Origin of the sequence: Candidatus Cardinium hertigii, assembly GCF_003176915.1 — a bacterium.
GTDB lineage: Bacteria > Bacteroidota > Bacteroidia > Cytophagales > Amoebophilaceae > Cardinium > Cardinium hertigii_A.
In genome coordinates this window covers 986,569-1,008,254 of sequence record NZ_CP029619.1, presented here as the reverse complement: position 1 = coordinate 1,008,254, position 21,686 = coordinate 986,569, and the positions used below count along the sequence as shown (strand labels likewise).

Sequence of the window (21,686 nt, the reverse complement as noted above, 5' to 3'; positions counted from 1 at the left end):
TTACTTTTACCTTAACTGTAAGCCACAAGCATCGGCTTAGGGTTTGATAAATTCTTGAATGTACAAATGGCTAATCCAATGGAGGGTACCAACTGTTGAAATAGAGGGCTATAACCTATCTTACATTCTATTGTTGGCCACTCCCGTATGGTATTATGCGCCAAGCGCAAACCAATGCCATACGCTTCAACCAGCGTACTATTGAGCAATGCATAGTCTCGGCCATACAATGCTATAAAGTTAACAAACCCAAGCAATGCAAAGCGAATAAACGCATAGTTAATCGGTCGATGCAGCCTACTATGCAACGCTAGATTAAACCGTGCATGAATGGGCTGGGTAATGCCCGCAAGGTCAGCCTTATCAGGAAGTTCTAGTTCTTCTGGATCGCGATAGAAAATAGCCAATCGTTTCGTTTTAGGCAGCCGATATCCAGCTATATAATCCATACGTATAAAAGGCGTAATAGCATTACGCCCCGTATGCAACAGAGGAGGGGCATAGGCTAAGGTACCTTTAAGTATTCCTTCTTCCCAATGATTTCTATGTAAAAATGCAGCAGTCGCAAACGCTACATAGAGGTATCTACAGGAAGCATGCACTATATTTTTAATACCGCTTATGGCTACATAATGCCTGTTCAGCTGGGTATTTTTTGGCACCTTTTGATAGCCATACGTTACCTCTATAGCCCCCCCTTTGGGTAAATGTTCCCCTTTATGAAGCGTATATACCCCTCCCCTACTTGCTTGATAAGCATCTGAAACCAATCCTAGCTTACATAAAAACAATCGAGAATCCATATACGATATACCAAAACCAGAACCAGCTATTGCAGGCTGCTTCGTAAATTGTTTATCATAGCCACTAACTGCCGCAAAGTAATAGGTAGGCTTCCCTCGTTTTAGTTTTGACGGGGCAAACGGACAGCTAAACCATATGTCCTTCAGATAAAAAGCATACGTTTTAGCTGTTTGTTTATAGCACTGCCCCCCTATTATCAGAGGGATCTCCTCTACAGTAGGCAACCTATAGTCTAATCCATACCCACTTTTCTTGTTGAAAAAAAGATAATGGTTCATCTTATGCCCACATCCCCATAAAATGTCATGCGTTAACGTAAGCAAAGGACCTCCCTCTAGATCCATAGCTACTTCTATAGGGAAACGCTTCGCTGTTTGTACGCACTTATCAACTAGGGCTGATTCATCAATGGCATCCATAGCTGCCAATTGAAAGGGAAGTGAAACCGACAAAAATAGGATAACCTTAACTGGTAAATGTACCCACCGTAACATACCTTACTGTTTAAAAGTCACTAGCAATGCTGCCTGCCCTGCCAAAGGTACCAAGTCAAGACTCCCCTTCCTGATATTGCACGCCATGATACGCTCATAAGCCTATCTGTTTCCTGATGATTTAAAGTTCTTAATATTCATCCTCATTAAAAACAAAATCATCCCCTGTTGGATAATCAGGCCATATTTCCTCAACAGAAGAATAAGGGTAATCATCATTATCCAACTCTTCCAGATTACTAATTACCTCTAAAGGAGCGCCCGAACGCTTTGCATAATCTATTAATTCATCCTTAGTAGCTGGCCAAGGGGCATCCTCTAAATAAGATATCAATTCAAGAGTCCAATACATAATTGTAAACTTAACACGTTAAACTATAAAGACATATATGACCTGCTTACTTAACGCACGCAAGGTCTAAATCAAACCTTATCAAGATAAGCAGTAGGCATATGTTAAACCCTATACAAGCAACAGGGGCTTTATCCTTCCTAAAGGGAATCCCTTTTTATAACAAGAAGGAACTTCGCTTAAACTGTAAATTTATATATATTTTTTGTATAGTGCTCAGAACACACCTAAGCTTACCCTGCCTACATCCCATACGGGCCAACTGGCACGTAGAATGTAAGGAAAGATAATAAAAAACAATAGTATCTAAACCTAATAGAAAAACTAACCTTTAAAATAGAATAAAATAGTAAAAAAGCAAAAAGATATAGCTATATTGATTAAGCATGTATTATTTACCAGAGCATCTATGAACGAAACCAAACGCTATACGATTACAGCTGCACTTCCCTATGCCAATGGACCTATTCACTTAGGTCATGTAGCAGGTGCCCATTTACCTGCTGATATCTATGCACGTTATTTAAGGCAAAAAAAAGAAACAGTCCTTTTCGTCAGTGGTTCAGATGAACATGGTGTAGCTATAACCGTCCAAGCTAAACAAGAGGGGAGTACGCCTCAAGAAATTGTAAACAAGTACCATGCGTTAAATAAAAAATCACTAGAGGCCATAGGGATTAGCTATGATATTTTTTCTCGTACGACCTCTCCCCTGCATTATGCAACTGCGGCTGATTTTTTTACGACACTTCATCAAAAAGGGGTCTTTGAAAAGCATACAAAAGAACAATATTATGATCCTATAGAAGCCCAATTTTTATCTGATCGTCATATCATAGGTAGTTGCCCATATTGTGGACATGCGCGTGCCTATGGAGACCAATGCGAAGCTTGTGGTACAAGTTTAAGTCCAGAGGAACTACAGAATCCTACTTCTGCTATTAGCGGTGCAAAACCCATTTTAAAACCAACCATGCATTGGTATCTTCCCTTACATAAATATACACATTGGCTTAAAAAATGGATTTTAGAAGAACATAAAGACTTTAAATCTAATGTATATGGTCAATGCAAGAACTGGCTTAACCAAGGATTGCGATCACGTGCTATTACCCGTGATTTAACGTGGGGCGTCCCGCTTCCACTCGCTGAAGGAACAGATAAGGTGCTCTATGTATGGTTTGAAGCACCGATTGGGTATATCAGCGCTACCAAAGAATGGGCCCAAATCCATCAAGTGGATTGGGAACCTTTCTGGAAAGATCCCAACACAACACTTATCCATTTCCTTGGGAAGGATAACATTGTCTTCCACTGTATTATATTTCCTGTTATGCTGCAAGCACATGGCACATTTATTCTACCCAAACACGTACCGGCTAACGAATTCCTCAACTTAGAGGGACTAAAATTTTCCACTTCACGCAACCACGCTGTCTGGCTTCACACCTATTTGGAAGCATTTCCGAATGGAGCAGATGTATTGCGCTATGTGCTCTGTAGCATTGCACCAGAAAATAAGGATAGTGATTTCACTTGGAAAGATTTTCAAGAAAAAAATAATAATGAATTGGTCGCAAACTTAGGCAATTTGGTACACAGAACCCTCCATATGGTACATCGTTACTTTGATGGAACAGTGCCTGCTAATCTGGCACCTACCGCTGCAGAGGAAACGCTACTGAACACATTGCGTACTGCTTTTACAAGGGTAGGGGAATCGATTGAGCAATTCAAGTTTAAGGAAGCACTGCAACTATGCATGGGATATGCTACATTGGGCAATAAATACCTAACAACGCAAGCACCCTGGCATATGATCCAAAACGATCCAACAGCCGCTGGAACCATACTCTACCATGCCCTCCAGCTTATTGCCACGCTTGCTTTATTATTGAACCCTTTCTTACCTAAAACCAGTACTACAATAGCTAATATGATTGGATTGAAAGAAAATGGATGGGGTGCTACTGATATAAGTAATCTCATAAAAGCAGGAGAACCGTTAGCAAAAGCTGTAGTGTTATTTGAAAAAATAGAAGACAGCGCGATAGAAAAACAGCTCGAGAAATTACAACATACAAAAACATTATCTCAACCAGCTTAAACAGTAAATCATGTTTTTATTGATTAAAAATAATAAAATAGTATTTCCTTGATTAAATCAAGCGCGTATAAAAAAGTATATTTTTTATTTTTGCTTAAGTTGCTTATTCTTAACAAGAAAAATTGTTCATTTATTTAATTTCACTCAACTTTAACACAACAATAATGAAAATGAAACAAATAAAATCCATTCGGAACGGTTTATTGTTTTTTTTCTTTTTGTATCCTTTTGGGGCATTTGCAAGTAATACCGTTAAGATACAAGGATCGCATGAGGCTAGGGAAGATGCTTCCTCCAAACATACTGCTGTTGAAAAAAGAGGTCAAAACTTGATTACATTTATAAAGACAAAAGGTAAGGAAATTAGTGTAGATGATACATTCCTACACAATATCAGTAATAATTTGACTTTACAAGAAGTAAAAGCATTGGCACAAACTGATCTATGGAATCCACATATTAGATACGTCCTATTTGCAAAGGTAACCGGTTGGCTTACACTTGGAAAATGTAAAGGAAGAGAAAAGGAATTCAGTAAAAAGCAGCTACAGGTATACCGTACTATATTGGATTTTATTTACAAGCAAGGCATTGATGTAAATGATAATACAAAATTAGATAGTGTAGAACTGCAATTAGATAACGGTAACACCCTTCTAATGCAGGTCATTTCAAATGGGAGAGATCTTGTAGACCAAATGCTTCCTTTAATGTACTTACGTACTTTTAAAGCAGATCCATTTGTATACAATTACAGAGATAGAAAGAATGCATTGCATTTCTTATTGCTAAAAGGGCATGATGTACAACAATGTATTATAAATGTTATCCAACAGCATCCAGCTATTAAAGCACATATTAATGACCAAACCATATATGGTGATACTGCACTTCATTTAGCATGCGTTCGAAGAGACCTTACCAATATAAAACAGCTGCTAAAGCATGGCGCTAAGGATAGCTTACATATGGTCAATAAAATTGGTAAGAAGCCAGTAGATATGCTGCTGATGCCCACAGAAGAAAGAATGCGATGGATATACCTATACCTTGGCTTTGACAATTTATCTGCTGATTACTTTAATAATTCGGAAAGATTAGCTAAGTATCTTAAACTAGCACTGCTTGAAGAAGAAAAAAAGGCACTAGCTTATGTAGCTACTATTGATGAAAAAAAATTTAATGCAGATCCAAATGCCATTGAAGCTATGCTAGAGGATACTAACAAGGATAGCTCCATCCATTCAAATGTAAAGGAGCATGTGATCGCTTAAGGAGTAGCTTGTATTAAAAATATAGCGCCTAGTTAAGACCATTAGGGAAAAAATTTTTATGTTCCTTCCTCATAAGGGGGCATGCTCAACTTTTGTAGAAGAAGCGCAGGATTATCCATGAAGTATAGAGCTGCTTCTTTGTCATGTATTTTCCTCCTACCACATAGTGGAATACCATAATGTTCATATAGACTTTGTGCTTTTTTCGAATGGCTAAAAAAACCCAAAGCTTCTGCGTGGTATTGCTTAATGGCTATAGTTAGCGCTTGAGCCACTAGGGTTTTGCCAATATTTTTACCGCGGTAATGTTTAGCAACATATAGGCCAGATAATGCATAGGTTCCTTCTGGGAATATCTTTTCCTTGTTGGCATCTTCTATCGCATCCTTTTTTAAACGGACTACCGCTACCAGCTTGTCTGTAGGGGGCGTACCTTCGCATGCTATGAGCGTTACAGGTAATTGATTGGCTACTAGTTCGCTTTTTTCTATTTGAAAACTTTGTACGTTTGGTTTATCCGACGCACAATATTTGCCCCATTCGTCGTAGTACCATTGGGCAATCTGTTTGAGATATGTTTCTTGTTGATCGTGTGATACAGAAGCTAAATCCAAAACTTTAATAGCTGTTTTGCTTGGTACGTTTTGTATGAGATTATTTTCCACACTACCTGCTTCTTGTGTATCTGAATGCAGCATGCTTGTAGTAAATTTATTACAGCCCCCTATAAACAATAGCATACCTACCATAACTGATCGGCTGATGCTATGCTTATTTGTCCTCGTATTATGGGCACTTTTAAAACACATGATTGTTCCTTTGATACCTATAAGGAAAGTAATTTTTTGTCTTTTTAGCTATACTTCCCTTCAGAGGAAGATAAGCAAATTTAAGTTATACTTTTTCCATAGTAGTGGATTTTCAAAAATATTCTACTCTATTCTATTTTATTTGGTTTGAATGTTTGCGAATCTTTTGCTTTAATGTTATATAATATATTTTATAAATAGCTATTAAAAAAGAAGGCTATAGCCTAGCAGGTAGGGAAAGTAGCTTGTTAAAGGATTGTATAAACTTTGTATCAGGAAGAAACAGATGATAAAGCAGCTACCTATAAAAATTAGGCTTGCTTATGGTAGTATGCTAATGGGTCTATATGGTTGTGCCAACTATTTAACGAACCATGACATGCATAAGCCAGAAATTAGAAAAATCATACTTCCTAGCTTACAATCAGAAGATTTAGGAAATGCTATCTGTTGCTATCGACCTAGCAGGCTAGACGGACCCAATATAAGCATAGTAGAAAAAAATCAGAAAGTTATTGCCCATAACTATGGGCATGAAACATTTGGATGGTCTTTAGCGCCTGGTTCCGCAAAATATATTGTTGATTTATTGGTTAATCAAGCAGAAAGATGGGAATTGCAAAAAGACACCCCTATAGCCCTTATTGGTGCAGGGGCTTTGGGTTTATATACCGCTTATTATTTGCAAAAAAGAGGCTATACGCATATTACAATTATTGCGGAGCATTTTGATCATATAACATCATGCTATGCAGGGGCGCTTTTTATACCACCATTAGAAACAGCTGTTGCTAGCATAGACCCAGCAGTGCTTAGCGGTATAACGATTGATAGCTATTGGTTTTACAAAACAATTGCTTGTAAAGCGCATAGCGATTTTAAGGAGGGAGCTAAGCTGCTCCCTGCCTATTTTAAAAATGAAATGGCTAACTATGAACCTCTTGTTCATCGACAAATCATCCAGCCACCTCAACCGGTTATAGTTGATTTTAACAATGGCGTTACAAGAGCATTGGTAGCTTATGATGAGAGTCTTTTTATAGATGTAGCAGTCATGCTAAGCAATTTGTATGACTTTTTAAAACAACAACCGAACATTACATTTGAATTGAGAAAGATTACACTATTTAATGACATCCATGAAAAATTTATTTTCAACTGTAGTGGACTGGGTGCTATAGCGCTCAATGATGACCATGACATGGTTTCTACCCAAGGTCATTTGATTATGTTAAACAATCAAATTCCTGCAAATTTGAATTATATCCTATCCATTCCTATGGGGGAAGGGAAAACAGCAGCTGGCCAGCTCGTACAATATTTATTTGAATTTTATCCCAAGCATCTTAAGCATACCGATAGCCATAGTGTAGGTGCTGTAGGTGGAACCATTATTAAAGGAGCAACAAAGGCAACACCTAATAAAGAACTATTTCCTATTATATTGCGCCATGCAAGAGCATTCTTTTATGGAGGTGTCTAAGTATAGCGGTCGTTTGCGCTACTTCGTCTGATTTCTTTTGATGTATTATTATTATATTGACACATTGTAAGGCTTTTTAATGGTACGATGCTTTCTATGGAGCATGTCTTGGCTATGCTCCTTACTACAGCTGTTGTAGTAGGGTTTGGTACATATAAATATTTACGTGACCTATCAGCTTCTAAGTTCAAGGTTATGAACTTAGCAAGGAATTATGCGCATGCTATTGGAATAGAAGCTATTTATAATAAAGCCAATTGTCACAGAATAGATAGCTACTACGGAAATCAATTATTCCAGGAAATGATAGCAAAATTAGAAGCTTCTCATGATTATTTGGTTAAACATGGTCAGCAAGAACTTATCCAGGATATAGCTATGCTTCGGCAAAGCATGCACGGCTTTCATGAGCTGTTTTTGCAGAAATCTAAAATAGAAAATAGTATAGAACTTGATTCAAATTGTATAACAACCGTATCATTTAAGTCCACTATTTTAAAAGTTCTGGATCACATACAAGCCATAGGAGAACCTGTACAATTATTGCTGCGGAACCAGGTAAAGACAACGCAGCTGTCAGCAGATCCAGCATTGTTTGAGTGTTTAATTATGCTAAATTTATGGGAAATTAGCAAAAGTGCTCAAGCTATAGATCATATGGTAAGTTTGTCTATTAGGGACACTACACTACAGTATGGTTATGCAATGGATAAATTATCTAATCAAGTGCCATTGGTTTTACCTGCTTTGTGTTTTTGCTTTAGTACGGATACAATAGTACATACCGCTTTGCCTGTTTATATTGTTTCCGGAATGGTTAATGCCCCTTTGCCTACTGCAGCAAAAACATTTTACCAAATAGAAAGCAGACAAATCACGGAAGCACATGGTGGTTATGTTGAAATTATAGAAAATGAATCAAGTTTAACTTGTCTTTATGTATTACCTATTCAGGGAGACAAAGTGATGCGCTTTAAAAACTATAAGCCTGCTGATTTGGTTGTTAAAATAAGTTAGCGGAGACAGCTAAGAGCTTAGCACAAGAAAAAGAGCTCATAACTTTGTTGCCTAAAGTAACTGCACTTTCAGAAGAAGTTGTAATCAAAACTATTTCATTTATTAAAAATGCCCATGGGTTAGTTGTTCGTAAATCGGGGGATCCCTACTATACCCATCCGATGACTGTAACCACAATATTGCTGGAGGTTACCCAGGATTCTATAACACTTTTAGCTGGATTATTGCATGATGTTGTAGAGGATACCCCTATTACGTTAAATCAAATAGCACTGATGTATGGAATGGAAGTGGCTACTATAGTGGATACAGTTACCCATTATAATACCAGTGGATTTAAGTGGAAATTAAGTAAAAATAAAAATATAAAACTATTAAATAAATGCAAGGATAGTAGGGTCATACAAATTAAGCTAGCAGATAGGTTGCATAATTTGCGCACATTGGGTGTTCAAAAGTCGAAAGATCAACAACGTATAGCGGAAGAAACCTTAACTTTTTATATTCCATGGGGTAAAAGAAACAAAGGACCCCTGCATTGGTTAGAAGAAATGGAACGCATTTGCGAAAAAATGCTTCAACCACGCCATTCGTAAATTTATGCAGCGGTTATCTATTGCATCCAATGCTGCCTAGCTGTTCCACTACGCCTAATCGGCACCTTTATTAAGCAAATAGGTAACAATTGACGCATGCCCACATTGGGCTGCAATATGTAATGGTGTATAGCCATCCTGATTGGTTTTATTGATAGGGCAATGTTGCTTAAGCAAACATTTAACGATTTTTAAATGGCCTCTCTCTGCTGCTACATGTAATAAGTATTCATTTATGGTAGCCCCTTTTTCAATTAAAAATTGTATGACTTCTTCCGAGTGACTATATTGAACGGCCCTATATAAAGGGGTAGCTTCATCCCTACAACCTAAATTGACATCGGCTCCTTTCTCAATCAATAGCTGTACAATGGATAAATGACCGCTACAAGCGGCTGCACTCAATGGACGACTATAATCCCAATCCATTACATTTATAGCTGCCCCATTATCCAATAGCAATTGTACCATGATGCGGTCTCCCTTCCCAGCAGCTATAGTCAGTGGGGTCTGACAACATGGATCTTGCCTTCTTATGTTTACATTAGCCCCTCTAGCTATGAACAACTGCGCAATCAGTAAATTACCAGCTTGGACTGCCTTATGCAGCGGTGTGTATCCATTTTTATTCTCTCTATTTATATCAGCCCCTCTCTCTATCAATAATTTTACAATATCTAGCTGGCCTATTGCTGCTGCTCTATGTAATGGCGTATCGCAGCAACCACACGTTTGTTCTTCTGTGGTAATGGTTGGGTCAGCTCCCTTGGCTAAAAGCAACGCTACCATGGCTATATCCCTTTTCCATATGGCTATATGGAGCGGTGTAAAACCACGTATTGATGAGTAATTGTTATACAATATTTGTTTATTGATAGCAGCTTCCTTATCAATGAGTAGTTGGACGATTGCTATATGACCATAATAAACTGCTTGGTGTAAGGGCGTAGTGTAATTTGCATCATAGGCATTTATATCCACATTTTGTTTAAGTAACCTTGTTATAGTATCTATATCAGCATTGGCTATTGCATAATGCAACCGGCCATCTATTTTTCCCTATATAAGAAGACTTGGCATATGCACATGCCTCCTTATTGGATTGTTGAGCGGCTACAGCTGCTACCCTACAAACCGAAGCTTTGTCTTGATACCAAACATTGGCTTTACTTCGCTTTACATTACAGATGCAACAAAAGATTAAAAAAAACAGAGAAAAAGTGTTTTTAATAAGCATAGCTAGTAAAATTTTTTTGTTAGGGTATCTGCTTATAACATGCCCGTGTAAAATACTATTTTTTATTTTATAAAATAGGAAGCCTACTGGCTACTGTCTCGTATAATTATAAAACGAGCTTAAGTATTCAACCAATAATGCATTACTTTTAGTCTAAAGAGAAGAGAGCGCTGCGAACACTTACGCAAAAATACTTCATGCACTAGGCATTAATTTATAGATAATTTTCATTTTACCCAGCTGAAATCAATGGCTAAAGATATGGAAAGACCTTTTACGCCTGCTTAAAATGCTTTGCGCAACATCCCTAATACGTAAGTTCTAACCTTAATTTTTCTTGTAGAAAGGCTATAGCAGCGTTTTTTTTACCTAAATAGTTCAACTTTTCCTGATCCGTATAGGGCCTTTTAGGGACAACTTCCTCTACCAAAACACCCTGAATGGTTATATCAGAATCTTGTAACGCCTCACCCAGGAAATTTAAAAGATCTCCCTTAAGCTTTTGCAGCATGGCTTCTTGAACGGGATGAATCAATGTAATAGAAATAACCCTACCTTCTACTTTTATTGGCTGACGCATAAGCTGATAGGCAGCTAAATCTCCCTTATTCTTAAGATATTCTTTATAATCAGCTAACACTATTGCTACCTTTTCCCCCAATAGAGGGAGCGTTTTTTTCGTTTGTAGAGGAGATATCTGTACAACAGTATCCAATGCTTCCGTTCCGGTTAATGTTTTTTTGAGATCTGCTAAAGTAGGAAGCCGCTCTGTTACAGCTTCTTGTATCATTACCCTATCGCCTGGTAAAGGATTACTGGAGGGTTTTTTGCATGGCATAGAAGATTCCGCTTCCTGCACCGCTGCAGCGGATTGCTTGCACCTATTGGGTTCAGAGGGAAGCTGTTTTTTTTGGGGGGTACCCTCTGTTCCAGCAGGTACTACTGTTGGAGTGCCTGCTGCTAGCTCAATAAGAAAAAGCTCTACATGCAGCCTCTTATGCTGACTGGCTTGGTAATGCAATAGACACTGATTGAGGCGCGCTAAGGCATCTAATAAAAAATGCATGCTGCATTTAGCAGCATATTCAGCATATTGTGGCCTGATGGGGTCAGGAACTTCTAATAACGGAAGCGAAACGGGATCTCTACAGACTAGTAAATTACGCAAATGCTCGCCCAACCCTACTAAAAAATGACGTCCGTTAAACCCAGCACGTAAAACAGCATCATAAATGGAAAGCAACGTAGGAATATCTTTCCTTACAAAGGCTTCCGTGCATTTAAAATAATAAGCATAGTCCAAATGTTGCAAATGAGCAGCTGCTACAGCATACGTAATGGTTTCCTTTTGACCCGTAGCTGTAGCTATTATATCAAACATGGAAAGTGCATCACGCATGGCACCTTCCGCTTTTTGTGCAATAAGTTGTAAGGCAGCCATTTCATAGGCAATAGATTCTTGCATAGCTATGGATGCTAACTGATCAGCAATAGCCTCTATTTTGATACTATTAAAATTAAATATTTGACAACGTGATAGAATAGTAGGAAGCACTTTATGCCGTTCTGTAGTAGCCAATATAAATAAAACGTAACTAGGAGGCTCTTCCAATGTTTTAAGAAAGGCATTAAAGGCTGCATTAGATAACATATGGACCTCATCTATAATGTATATCTTATATTTGCCCATCTGGGGAACATAGCGTACTTGATCCACTAATTCGCGAATATCCTCTACTGCATTGTTAGAAGCGGCATCTAATTCATAGATATTCATAGGATTACTACTGCTAAAGCTTACACAATGCCTACAATCGTTGCAAGGTTCCCGCTCTTCTGTAATGTGTAGACAGTTGATTGCTTTGGCTAGAATACGTGCACAGGTCGTTTTTCCTACACCGCGTGGACCGCAAAAAAGAAAAGCATGAGCGAGCTTTCCATACGCTAGGGCATTCTGTAAAGTAGTAGTTATATGGGATTGCCCCATAATATCCTTAAAATGAGTAGGACGGTATCTCCGCGCAGAAACTATAAATTGACTCATCGTAATGGTTGCTATAAAAAGAGCTGTTTGTATAGCTTACCCTTGAAAAAAAGACTTAATTCGCTCAAAAAAACTTTGTTCCTTCTTACTGGGCTTGGGTATAAAGTTAGGCGCATGCCGAAGGGAAAGCAAGAGCTCTTTTTCTTCTTTGGTTAATTCTTGCGGGGTCCAAACCTGTACAAAAATCAACTGATCTCCTTTAAAACCATAGCCATCTATATTGGGAACTCCTTTCCCACCTAACTTAAGTACTTTCCCACTTTGTGTCCCCATTGGAATTTTTACCCGAACACTGCCATATAAAGTGGGAACTTCCATTTCACAACCTAACACTGCATCTACAAAACTGATGTGCAACGTATAGCAAATGTTATTCCCTTCCCGTTTTAAATAGTCATCTTCCTCCTCATCCACCTGAATAATTAAATTGCCTGGCATTCCGCCACGCGGTGGAACATTCCCCTTGTTGCGTAGGGTAAGCTCTATACCTTTTCTTACGCCTGCCGGTACCTCAAAGGTAATAAGGTCCTCCATTAACTTTCTGCCTTGCCCTTGGCAGTTGCTACAAGGTGTCTTGATCTGTTTCCCCATACCACAACAACGGCCACAAGTAGATTCTGTAACCATATTCCCTAGTAAAGTCTGAGTTACTTTACGTACACTACCTTTCCCTTGACAGGCACCGCACGTCTCCATAGCAGTTCCCCCTTCCGCTCCACTTCCACTACATGTACCACAGCTCATGTAACGCTTAACTTTTACCTTTTTCTCCGTACCATTGGCAATCTCTTTAAGGGTTAGCTTGATTTTTATACGTAAATCTTCCCCATACCGCTCCTTCCGACCTGCATGCTTCCCCCCCCCAAAAAAACTTCCAAAGGGTGAATTATCAAACAAATCACTCAGGTCACCTTCATAAAAATGACCTTCATAGCTACCTCCACTTTGTACCCCTTCTGCACCAAATTGGTCGTACTTTGCTTTCTTTCTTGGGTTACTCAAAACGTCATAGGCCTCTGTTGCAACTTTAAATTTCTCTTCCGCAGCTTTGTTTCCTGGATTTTTATCAGGATGGTATTGCATGGCTATCTTACGATAAGCCTTTTTAATCTCATCAGCTGTGGCATGCTTTGTTATGCCTAGTATACTGTAATAATCTTTTTCCATTGTAAAAATTATACTCCAATTACAACTTTAGCAAATCGCAATACATAGGTATTAATCAAATAACCGCTTTCTACTACTGAGATGATCTTCCCTTTCATCTCCTCCGACTCTACAACTTGCTGCATAATCGCTTCATGTAAATCAGCATTGAATGGAGTGCCTGGTTCTAATTGCATCCCTTCCACGTTAAACTTTTGCAGGAAGCGCATTAGCTTATCGTGGATCAATTGAATACCTTCCTGTGTGGCCTGCTGTACAACTTCCTTGTCTTTTTGTAAAACAGTAAGGCAACGCTCAAAATCATCTATAATAGGCAAAAGCTCTTTCAGCGCTTGTTCGTTGGCTTTGTCTATAAGCGCCATACGCTCTTTAGCAGTACGTTTCTTAAAATTATCAAATTCAGAATAAAGACGAATATATTTGTCATTTATCTCCTCTACTATCTTTTGAAGCTGCTCCAATGAATCTGACTCTAAATGCGCCTCCTGAGAGCCATCTGGGATCTCTGAATCAAGGATATTACCGCAACAACCTGACGCATCCTCTACCGAATCTCCCCTACAACAACCGCCATCATCTTCCATCATCCCTCCGCCGCAACAACCTGAATCATCCTGCCTACCTGACCCGCCGCAACAACCTGTATCGTCCTGCCTACCTGACCCGTCACAACAACCTGTATCGTCCTGCCTACCTGACCCGTCACAACAACCTGTATCGTCCTGCCTACCTGACCCGTCACAACAACCTGTGTGCTTGGTGCCCATTTCTTCTTGCTCTATCATAATACTATAATGTGTTATATAAAGTAATACTAATATTGTAAAATCAGCTCTAACTGCTATAACCCCGTAAACTTATAACCTAGGTTAATTAGCACGAAATATACAATTTTCTTACTACATGTTCTGGTTTACGCTTCCTCTTTTCAAAAGCCAATGCCTGGTACCGCAAAAAATAGTTAACGCGCTACGCCTCCTCTCCCAAAAACAAATCGGTCCCCATCGCCTGCTGTCAACGTACCCCCTGCTCCGGATGTTTACCAGATATGGGCCTATAAAAATCTTGTATGGTTGCTATGTCTGTTTCTATATTACCTGTAGGATAAAAAAAAGGGCCCAATCCCATCGTTTTTTGTGCATAATCTATGTATCCTAAAATAATGGGAACATTGGCTGCTTCAGCTATCCTATAAAACCCTGTTTTCCAACGCCTTACGCACTTTCTTGTACCTTCTGGCGCAATGATTAATAAAAGTTTATCCGCTCTATTGAACAACTCTACCATAAAAGTTACCCTACTGGATTGCTTTTTACCTAATTGCTGACCGCTTCTATCTATAGGAATAGCACCTAATGCCTTCATAAGGTAGGAAAGTGGGAAAAACATCACCTCTTTTTTAATCGCAAATCTAATGGGTAGAGAGGGACAACTAAATCTAAATAACATACCGTAAAAGAAATCCCAGTTGCTAGTATGCGGCGCCAATACGACAACTGCCTTCTTAACTGTTGGATGGGATAGGTTGTGTATGCTCCAACCTAACCGATGTACCAGCGCAATGGCTAACTTTTGTGCCCACCTCTCCAGTAAACGGCTTATACTATACCTCATGTGAATTCAATATATTAAATCAATTAAAACAAATATAAGTATCTTTGTTTTATTTTTTGACTACTCAGCTTTAGCGTAAAAGTACTAAATAAACTAAAAAGCGTATAAAAGGGCATAGTAGTAGGGTATAATTTTGGTTTTATCCAAAAAAATGAGCAAATTGCATGTGCGAAATTCCTCCTTAGCTCAGCTGGTTAGAGCATTTGACTGTTAATCAAAGGGTCGCAGGTTCGAGTCCTGCAGGGGGAGCCACCTAAGGTTTGCGCCCTTACAGAAAAATGAGGGAGATAAGGGTTTCCTATGGTTATATGACAGATGAATGGAAAATATTTCTACAACAATTCGCAATTTATTTACGTTTAGAGTGTTCGCTTTCTGAACATTCTATTATAGCTTATTTAACTGATGTAAGGAAATTTGCACAGTTTATAGCACAACAACGCCTCTCTCCACTTGTTGTTACGCCCTTACATGTCCGTGCCTTTTTAGAAACATTACATACAGCTAACATACAAGCTGCTAGCCAAGCAAGATTACTGTCCGCATTGCGTAGTTTTTATAGGTTTATAGCGCTGGAGCATCCCGTGGTAAACCCGCTGCTGCATATAGAACACCCGCAACTGGGTCGCTCCCTCCCTACTATTCTATCCCCCATGCAAATCGACACGATGCTAAAGACAATAGAAGATGGCACACCCATTGGCATACGCAATCGCGCTATTATAGAAACCTTGTATAGTACAGGCATGCGCGTTTCTGAATTGGTCACACTGCCCATTAGCCATATCTATTTCGAAGAAAGCTTTGTACGTATTATAGGCAAAGGCAATAAAGAACGATTGGTGCCCATTGGCGCCCCAGCACTAAAGTATATTTCCTTGTATATAAAAGATATACGTACACATAAAACCATTAAACCAGGATACCATGATTGCCTTTTTCTAAGCCGAAGAGGAAAGGGCCTAACCAGAGTAATGGTTTTCTTAATGGTACAAACAGTAGCAAGAAAGGCCGGTATCCGTGCAGAAGTGAGTCCGCATGCTTTTAGGCATGCTTTTGCTACCCATTTGCTAGAAGGAGGTGCCGATCTGCGTGCTATACAAGAAATGCTAGGACATAGCTCTATTACTACTACTGAAATATATACCCATCTAGATAAAGATTACCTTAAACAAGTGATGCAAATGTATCATCCAAGAAACCAAACGTTAGAAAGCGTATAGCGGATCGAATTATACTGTTTTTCTATTTTCGTTATGTTTTAGTAAATTCACCACTAGTTATGAACGTCCAGTATACGTAAGGCGTTCGTAGGGATGGATGGGTGAGTGGCTTAAACCAGCAGTTTGCTAAACTGCCGTACGGGTTTATTCTGTACCGGGGGTTCGAATCCCCCTCCATCCGCACATTTGTATTACCTATATAGAACTGTGTAATTATACGGGGCGTAGCGTAGCTCGGTTATCGCGTCTGCTTTGGGAGCAGAAGGTCGCAGGTTCGAATCCTGCCGCCCCGACGCACTTCTTCCCTTCCCCTTCCTTAGGATTAGGGAAAGGCGCAATAGAAAGAAAGTTGTATGGTACGGTTCCGTAGCTCAATGGATAGAGCAACTGCCTTCTAAGCAGTAGGTTGAAGGTTCGAATCCTTCCGGAATCACATTGCTCTTATTCACCTATACACTACAGCTAAAAAGCTACTAGCGCCTACGCAACATAACAAAACCCAAGCAATGTGCCTTTAAAAAAATTGTTAGCTGATTGGTTGGTAATGGGAAGCCATAAGAAAGAAAAAAATAACAGGAAAAAATATACATATGCTAAATTATATGCATAAGGGGATCATTATTTTTGGTCTATGCAAGCTTACAAAGGGTGCCTTGGATATCTTTCAAAGAAATAACTTAGTCGTTTATGGCATCCTAGAGGATACAGAAAAATGGCACCGCACAGAAATAGAAGGGGTCCCCATTTTAGGTAGTACAAATGATCCAGCGTTCTTAACGCTACTCCATGAAGCATCTCCCTTCTTCCTAGCCCATGGGGATCCTAAGAAAAGACAATATTGCTTAAACTATTTAACAAAAACAGCACAAATAAAATCAACCGCTATTTCTGCCATCCATCCCTCCGCTACTATAACCCATGCTATGCAATTGGGTGCAGGCAACTATATAGGTGCTCAGGTCTGCTTAGCAGCAGAGGTAACCATAGGAAACTATACCATCCTATATAATGGTGTTATAGTTGAACCACAAACAACTATCCATGATTGGGTAAGCATAGGTGCGGGTAGTATTATTGGGGAAGAGGTGACAATAAAAGAGCGGGTTACCATTGGAATGGGTGCTAAGATTATGCCTGGGGTAACCATAGGAGAAGCTGCTTCTATTCGTCCTGCTGCGGTTGTTACAACCAATGTAAAAAGCGGGGTGCAGCTATAAAGCTACTACTTTTATGCAGCAAGCATAGCATGATTCATACAGCATGTATGCGGTATTCTTCCTTAAGCAAAAGACAAGCAGCTGCTATAGGTACTATTATCCGGATAGCAGACTGGTATGGCATAAAATTATAGAAGAGACGGGAAATCTGGGAAGGTCAAATGGGGTTAGGATGCATTCAATAGCTATAGCATACGTATGAAAGAAAATACTTATAAGCCTATTAAAAACACAACTTTATTCGGTTGGCTAACGCAGGTTTTTCATTTGAACGTTGCTTTACGTCAACGCATTGCTACGCATTATGCCCGTCGGCTGTTGTATCTTTTGTTTTTGGGATTGTTTTATATTTGGAATGCACACTACCATGAAAAAATGATATATACCATCAACCAGCTGCAGCCTATCGTAGATGACCTTCGGGTAAAATATATGCGCCTACAATCCAACTACATGTTACACAGCAAACAATCAACCATAGCCAAACGTGTAGCACCTTTGGGTATCGTTGAAAGCAGCATACCGCCTTATATCATTACAATCAAACCCTCCGTTTTCCCTAAATGGCAGCCCCCAAAGATATAGTATTGCGTGCTAGGGTAACCCTGCTGTCAGTAGTGCTGGTTATGCTAGTTATCACAGGGAAAATAATTTATTTGCAGTTTTTACAAAAAGGTATATGGTATCATCGTGTCCAAACTACGCAATTGGCTTATAAACCTATTGCCGCATCTCGTGGAAACATTTATGCGGATGATGGCTCCCTACTGGCAACTTCTCTGCCGTTCTATACCGTTGCATTGGATCCTACTATCGTTTCAGAAGCACTCTTTCAACAAGCAATCGTGCCGCTTAGCCAAAAATTAGCTGATTTTTATGGAGACGCTCCCCCAACTTACTACAAAATGCGCATCACAGAGGCGCGTAACGCAAAACGCAAATATGTATGCCTAAATAGGAAATGCATTACCTACCAGGAGAAGAAAAAAATGTTGCAATGGCCTATTTTTAGGCAAGGAAAATTTAAAGGGGGGGTAATTTTTGAGGAACAATATAAACGTTATAACCCTTTTCAAGAATTAGCTAGAAGAACTATTGGAACCCATAAAGAAACAGCTAGCACTGGCTTAGAATATGCTTTTAATAAATGGCTCAGTGGACGCAATGGACAAGCGCTCTACCAAAAAATAACAGGCGGAAATTGGAAACCGGTGGAGGGACATACTACGGTACAGCCTATGCATGGGGGCGATATTACTACTACTATTGATATTCAATTACAGGATGTAACACACAATAGTTTGCAAACTGTCCTAGAGCAAACCAATGCCCAACATGGTTGCGCTATCGTCATGGAGGTAGCTACAGGCGCTATCAAAGCTATGGCAAATTTATCCCGCATGCCATCCGGAAAATACATAGAAGCCTATAACTATGCAGTAGGACATCAGGGTAGTATAGAGCCGGGTTCTATTTTTAAATTGGTTTCCATGCTGGCTTTATTAGAAGAAACAGGATGGGCGCTCACAGAACCTATTGATACCGGTGAGGGGAAGGTTAAATTCTATAATAGCTGGATGCGTGATGTAAAAAAAGGGGGGTATGGCCTGCTTACCCTACAGGAGTTGTTTGAAAAATCTTCTAACGTGGGCTTTGCCCTAGTTACCCAACAACAATTTGGTACAAATCCTCAGAAATTCATTAATTATATTGAACAGCTGAATCTACACCGGCCGCTAGGTATTGAATTAATGGGGGAAGGAAGGCCCTATATGGTTACCCCTAAAAGTAAATCCTGGAGCCTTATTACCCTGCCTTGGTTAAGCATTGGTTACAATATTCAACTAACCCCTCTGCAGCTCTTGGCATTGTACAATGCCGTTGCCAATAAGGGCAAAATGGTTAAACCTAGGTTGGTGCAATCTATACAAACAGCGGATGGAACCATTCAACGCACGCCCATTGTTACCTTAAAAGAGAAGATTTGTTCAGAGGAAACATTAGGTAAGCTTAAAATTATGCTAGAAGGAACCGTGGAAAGGGGCCTTGCCCAGCGCATTAAACATGGGTTTTATAAAATAGCTGGCAAAACAGGAACCGCAGAAAAATTAGTAAATGGACGCTATACCAATAATCACCTTACCTCATTTGCCGGTTATTTCCCCGCGAATAATCCCCGCTATAGTTGTATTATTATGGTAGACAGTCCCCAAGGTGAAAAAACACGCTTTGGGGCAGAAGTACCGGCCCCTATCTTTAAGGATATCGCAGATAGACTAGCAGGCAAAGACTTGCAAGCAAGAATTCCCATTAATGGTTTAGGGGGAATCCAAGCAACCAAACCGCTGCAACTTTCCAATAAGGGCGCTATCAATGAATTGGTTTTCTTATACCAATCCCTACAGCTGCCGCTCCCTACTACCCTACAGAAGGGGGTATCATGGGGAACCATAGCTGTAACTGCGGCGCATGCTACCTGTCAACCTGCTAGGGAAGTATCCTCCACTCAAGAAGTTCCTAATGTATTGCACATGCAACTACGGGATGCCCTCTTTTTACTAGAAAAGCATGGGTTAGAAGTTACCGTAGTAGGACCGATACAAGGCAATGTATGCAAACAATCGCTCCCTCCCTATCAGAAAATAGAAGCGAATCGATCTATTACTATTACCATACAATAATAACCATGAAAATATTACAAGAATTACTCGTAGGCTTAACAGTAAAAGAAGTGGTAGGCTCCACAGATAAGCCTATTGCTGCGCTCTGTTTGGATAGCCGACAGGCAATGGCCCATACCTGTTTTATTGCCCTAACAGGTACCCAAGTAGATGGCCATCAATATATATCAGTTGCTGTAGAAGCCGGTAGCACTGCCATTGTAGTTACTGTTTTACCTACTGTGCTACAGGAAGCTGTCACCTATATTGTGGTTGAGGATAGCAAACAAGCTTTAGGTAAAATGGCCGCAAATTTTTATGATCATCCTAGCAAACAATTAAAAGTAATAGCTGTTACAGGTACCAATGGCAAAACTACTATCGTACACCTATTGCATGGTATGGCCAGACAAATGAACCATAAAGCAGGTATGTTTTCAAGCATACACAATAAAATTTTGGATCAGATCTATCCGGCTAGCCATACCACACCAGATGCTTTACAGCTGCAAGCAGCGTTACAGCGAATGGTACAGGCAGGCTGTGGGTACTGCTTTATGGAAGCTAGCTCCCATGCGCTTGTACAAGAAAGATTAGCAGGTATGCATTGTACTGCTGCTATTTTTTCTAATATTACACATGAGCATCTAGACTACCATCTTGATTTTGCAGCTTATATTAAAGCTAAAAAAAAGCTTTTTGATAGGCTCCCTGCTCCAGCACTTGCGCTGGTAAATCAACAAGACCGCAATAGTGCTATTATGCTACAGAATTGTAAAGCGCAGAAATTTACCTTTTCAGTGGGCAATGCGGCAGACTTTAGCGCCAAAGTTATCACGCATACGCTACAGGGCCTAGAAATGGAAATAGCGCAACAACGGATTTGGTTTCGATTGATTGGTCTATTCAATGCAAGCAATATATTGGCGGCTTATGCTATGGCACAGCTATTAGGATGGGATAGCCAACAAAGCTTACTCGCTTTATCGGCTATTCCACCCATTTTAGGTAGGATGAATTGTATAACCAGTGGACCGCACAAGTTAAGCCAGCAGATAACCGTGCCAGAAAACGAAAAAAAGAAGCAGCATCGGAAGCAGCCCCAAGTCATTATAGACTATGCGCATACACCAGATGCATTGGCAAAAGTGATGACTACTTTGCGGTCCCTATTGCCTGCTAATGGCAGATTGTTAACTGTCATGGGCTGTGGGGGCAACCGCGACCAACAAAAAAGAGCGCTCATCGGCAAACTATTAGTGGATCATAGTGATTTAGCTATATTTACCAGTGATAATCCCCGTGAGGAAGACCTACAGGAAATTATATATGCCATGCAGCAAGGCGTACCGATAGCAGCCCGTACCAAACTGTTGATTGTAATGGACAGAACGATAGCCATTCAAACTGCTTGCCTGCTTGCCCAACCGAACGATATCGTTTTAGTAGTTGGAAAAGGACACCAGCATTATGAAGAAATCAAAGGAACAAAACATTACTTCTGTGAACCAGAAATAATTCAGCAGTTCTTCCGTGATCAAAACAGCGCGTAATAAAGGCTTCTCCATTTTTTATTGCCATACCTCAT

General features: G+C 39.7%; 19 protein-coding genes and 4 tRNA genes. 14 read left to right on the top strand and 9 right to left on the bottom strand.

Annotation, left to right across the window (positions count from 1 at the left end; genetic code table 11):
- Window positions 1-11: 11 nt before the first annotated feature.
- Both DK880_RS04190 and DK880_RS04185 read right to left on the bottom strand, forming a co-directional pair.
- Complete coding sequence (locus DK880_RS04190; protein ID WP_109997543.1) at window positions 12-1,298, bottom strand: hypothetical protein; 1,287 nt, start codon at window positions 1,296-1,298, stop codon at window positions 12-14.
- Between the two features lie 130 nt (window positions 1,299-1,428).
- Entirely contained in the window at window positions 1,429-1,650 is a 222-nt protein-coding gene (locus tag DK880_RS04185; protein WP_109997542.1) for a DUF2795 domain-containing protein, read from the bottom strand.
- A 376-nt stretch (window positions 1,651-2,026) separates the two neighbouring features.
- Here DK880_RS04185 and metG point away from each other — a divergent pair, with 376 nt between their 5' ends.
- Both metG and DK880_RS04170 read left to right on the top strand, forming a co-directional pair.
- A complete protein-coding gene (metG, locus tag DK880_RS04175; protein WP_239302520.1) occupies window positions 2,027-3,757 on the top strand; it encodes a methionine--tRNA ligase in 1,731 nt (576 codons plus the stop codon).
- A 170-nt stretch (window positions 3,758-3,927) separates the two neighbouring features.
- Window positions 3,928-5,031: an ankyrin repeat domain-containing protein gene (locus DK880_RS04170; protein WP_162534200.1), complete on the top strand. Its 1,104-nt coding sequence runs from the start codon at window positions 3,928-3,930 to the stop codon at window positions 5,029-5,031.
- A 56-nt stretch (window positions 5,032-5,087) separates the two neighbouring features.
- Here DK880_RS04170 and DK880_RS04165 read toward each other — a convergent pair whose 3' ends face one another.
- The gene (locus DK880_RS04165) at window positions 5,088-5,840 is read right to left on the bottom strand and encodes a GNAT family N-acetyltransferase (protein ID WP_109997538.1); all 753 of its coding nucleotides are present in this window, start codon (window positions 5,838-5,840) and stop codon (window positions 5,088-5,090) included.
- Window positions 5,841-6,126: 286 nt separating this feature from the next.
- Here DK880_RS04165 and DK880_RS04160 point away from each other — a divergent pair, with 286 nt between their 5' ends.
- The 3 genes from DK880_RS04160 (at window position 6,127) to DK880_RS04150 (ending at window position 8,936) form a co-directional block, all read left to right on the top strand.
- A complete protein-coding gene (locus DK880_RS04160; RefSeq protein WP_162534199.1) occupies window positions 6,127-7,323 on the top strand; it encodes an FAD-dependent oxidoreductase in 1,197 nt (398 codons plus the stop codon).
- A gap of 96 nt (window positions 7,324-7,419) precedes the next feature.
- Window positions 7,420-8,340: a hypothetical protein gene (locus tag DK880_RS04155; RefSeq protein WP_162534198.1), complete on the top strand. Its 921-nt coding sequence runs from the start codon at window positions 7,420-7,422 to the stop codon at window positions 8,338-8,340.
- Window positions 8,341-8,384: 44 nt separating this feature from the next.
- The gene (locus tag DK880_RS04150; RefSeq protein ID WP_162534197.1) at window positions 8,385-8,936 is read left to right on the top strand and encodes an HD domain-containing protein; all 552 of its coding nucleotides are present in this window, start codon (window positions 8,385-8,387) and stop codon (window positions 8,934-8,936) included.
- A 54-nt stretch (window positions 8,937-8,990) separates the two neighbouring features.
- Here DK880_RS04150 and DK880_RS04145 read toward each other — a convergent pair whose 3' ends face one another.
- From DK880_RS04145 to DK880_RS04120, 6 genes are all read right to left on the bottom strand, one after another.
- Window positions 8,991-9,977: an ankyrin repeat domain-containing protein gene (locus DK880_RS04145; RefSeq protein ID WP_162534196.1), complete on the bottom strand. Its 987-nt coding sequence runs from the start codon at window positions 9,975-9,977 to the stop codon at window positions 8,991-8,993.
- A complete protein-coding gene (locus DK880_RS05255; RefSeq protein WP_162534195.1) occupies window positions 9,952-10,173 on the bottom strand; it encodes a hypothetical protein in 222 nt (73 codons plus the stop codon). Before DK880_RS05255 ends, DK880_RS04145 begins: the two co-directional genes overlap by 26 nt.
- A gap of 307 nt (window positions 10,174-10,480) precedes the next feature.
- On the bottom strand, window positions 10,481-12,217 hold the full coding sequence (gene dnaX, locus DK880_RS04135) for a DNA polymerase III subunit gamma/tau (protein WP_109997532.1): 1,737 nt from the start codon (window positions 12,215-12,217) through the stop codon (window positions 10,481-10,483).
- Window positions 12,218-12,253: 36 nt separating this feature from the next.
- Entirely contained in the window at window positions 12,254-13,384 is a 1,131-nt protein-coding gene (dnaJ, locus tag DK880_RS04130) for a molecular chaperone DnaJ (protein WP_109997531.1), read from the bottom strand.
- An 8-nt stretch (window positions 13,385-13,392) separates the two neighbouring features.
- The gene (locus DK880_RS04125; protein WP_109997530.1) at window positions 13,393-14,169 is read right to left on the bottom strand and encodes a nucleotide exchange factor GrpE; all 777 of its coding nucleotides are present in this window, start codon (window positions 14,167-14,169) and stop codon (window positions 13,393-13,395) included.
- Window positions 14,170-14,398: 229 nt separating this feature from the next.
- Complete coding sequence (locus DK880_RS04120; protein WP_109997529.1) at window positions 14,399-14,998, bottom strand: 1-acyl-sn-glycerol-3-phosphate acyltransferase; 600 nt, start codon at window positions 14,996-14,998, stop codon at window positions 14,399-14,401.
- Between the two features lie 175 nt (window positions 14,999-15,173).
- Between DK880_RS04120 and DK880_RS04115 the strand changes: the two genes are divergently transcribed.
- From DK880_RS04115 to DK880_RS04075, 9 genes are all read left to right on the top strand, one after another.
- Window positions 15,174-15,250, top strand: a tRNA-Asn gene (locus DK880_RS04115).
- A gap of 26 nt (window positions 15,251-15,276) precedes the next feature.
- Window positions 15,277-16,221 (top strand): site-specific tyrosine recombinase, encoded by a 945-nt coding sequence (locus DK880_RS04110; RefSeq protein ID WP_239302518.1) that lies wholly within the window; start codon window positions 15,277-15,279, stop codon window positions 16,219-16,221.
- A 91-nt stretch (window positions 16,222-16,312) separates the two neighbouring features.
- Window positions 16,313-16,402 (top strand) — tRNA-Ser (locus tag DK880_RS04105).
- 37 nt (window positions 16,403-16,439) lie between these two features.
- Window positions 16,440-16,514: transfer RNA gene (locus DK880_RS04100), tRNA-Pro, on the top strand.
- Window positions 16,515-16,581: 67 nt separating this feature from the next.
- A tRNA-Arg gene (locus DK880_RS04095) sits at window positions 16,582-16,654 on the top strand.
- Between the two features lie 157 nt (window positions 16,655-16,811).
- Entirely contained in the window at window positions 16,812-17,438 is a 627-nt protein-coding gene (locus DK880_RS04090; RefSeq protein ID WP_109997528.1) for an LbetaH domain-containing protein, read from the top strand.
- Window positions 17,439-17,636: 198 nt separating this feature from the next.
- A complete protein-coding gene (locus DK880_RS04085; RefSeq protein WP_109997527.1) occupies window positions 17,637-18,023 on the top strand; it encodes an FtsL-like putative cell division protein in 387 nt (128 codons plus the stop codon).
- A 2-nt stretch (window positions 18,024-18,025) separates the two neighbouring features.
- Window positions 18,026-20,119, top strand: coding sequence for a penicillin-binding protein (locus DK880_RS04080; RefSeq protein ID WP_204082257.1), 2,094 nt, complete (start codon window positions 18,026-18,028; stop codon window positions 20,117-20,119).
- Between the two features lie 5 nt (window positions 20,120-20,124).
- Complete coding sequence (locus DK880_RS04075) at window positions 20,125-21,651, top strand: UDP-N-acetylmuramoyl-L-alanyl-D-glutamate--2,6-diaminopimelate ligase (protein WP_109997525.1); 1,527 nt, start codon at window positions 20,125-20,127, stop codon at window positions 21,649-21,651.
- Window positions 21,652-21,686 lie beyond the last annotated feature (35 nt).